Source organism: Streptococcus mitis, from assembly GCF_002096735.1.
Taxonomy (GTDB): domain Bacteria; phylum Bacillota; class Bacilli; order Lactobacillales; family Streptococcaceae; genus Streptococcus; species Streptococcus mitis_CZ.
This window is the reverse complement of the sequence record NZ_NCVC01000001.1, coordinates 1-1,372: the sequence shown is the minus strand read 5'-3', so window position 1 is coordinate 1,372 and position 1,372 is coordinate 1. Positions and strand designations below refer to the sequence as shown.

Annotated in this window: 1 protein-coding gene; it reads right to left on the bottom strand. The window is 37.5% G+C overall.

The window, feature by feature from the left end; genetic code table 11:
• A partial coding sequence (locus tag B7703_RS00005) for an ISL3 family transposase (protein WP_084923120.1) occupies positions 1-1,248 on the bottom strand: 1,248 nt, incomplete at its 3' end.
• Positions 1,249-1,372 lie beyond the last annotated feature (124 nt).

The window sequence follows — 1,372 nt, the reverse complement described above, 5'->3', positions numbered from 1 at the left end:
AGAAAGGACAAATTTCGTCCTTTCTTTTTTGATATTCAGAGCGATAAAAATCCGTTTTTTGAAGTTTTCAAAGTTCCGAAATCCAAAGGCATTGCGCTTGATAAGTTTGATAAGATTATTGGTGGCTTCCAGTTTGGCGTTGGAATAGGGTAGTTGAAGGGCGTTGGCAATTTTCTCTTTATCCTTGAGGAAGGTTTTAAAGACAGTCTGAAAAAGAGGATGAACCTGCTTTAGATTGTTCTCAATGAGCCCGAAAAATTTATCCGGTTCCTTATTCTGAAAGTGAAAAAGCAAGAGTTGATAGAGATGGTAGTGATGTTTCAAGTCTTCTGAATAGCTCAAAAGCTTGTCTAGAATTTCTTTATTCGTCAAGTGCATGCGAAAAGTAGGGCGATAAAAACGTTTATAGCTGAGTTTCCGACTATCTTGTTGGATGAGTTTCCAGTAACGCTTGATAGCCTTGTATTCATGGGATTTTCGATGAAACTGATTCATGATTTGGACACGCATACGACTCATAGCACGGCTCATGTGTTGGACAATGTGGAAACGATCCAACACGATTTTAGCGTTTGGAAAAAGCTGTTTAGCCAAGTCATAGTAAGGGCTAAACATATCCATAGTAATGATTTTCACTCGACATCGGACGACTCTATCATATTTAAGAAAGTAATTTCGAATAATAGCTTGTGTTCTTCCCTCGAGAACAGCGATGATATTGAGCTTTTCAAAATCTTGTGCAATGAAACTCATTTTTCCCTTTGTAAAGGAGTACTCATCCCAAGACATAATCTCAGGCAGACGAGAAAAATCATGCTTAAAACGGAAGTCATTGAGCTTGCGAATGACAGTTGAAGTTGAGATGGCCAGCTGATGGGCAATATCGGTCATAGAAGTTTTTTCAATCAGCTTCTGAGCAATTTTTTGGTTGATAATACGAGGGATTTGGTGATTTTTCTTGACGAGAGAGGTCTCAGCAACCATCATTTTTGAACACTGATAGCACTTAAAACGACGTTTTCTAAGTAGAATTCTAGTAGCCATACCAGTCGTTTCTAGGTAAGGGATCTTAGACGGTTTTTGAAAGTCATATTTCTTCATTTTCCTTCCACAATCAGGGCAAGATGGGGCCTCATAGTCCAGTTTAGCGATGATTTCTTTGTGGGTATTCCTATTGATGACATCCATAAATTGGATATTAGGGTCTTTAATGTCTAGTAGTTTTGTGATAAAATGTAATTGTTCCATAGGATTCTTTCTAATGATGGTTTGGTCGCTTTTCATTATAGATCTTATGGGACTTTTTTTCTACAATAAAAACGGCTCCATAATATCTATAGGGGATTTACCCACTACAAATATTATAGAGCCA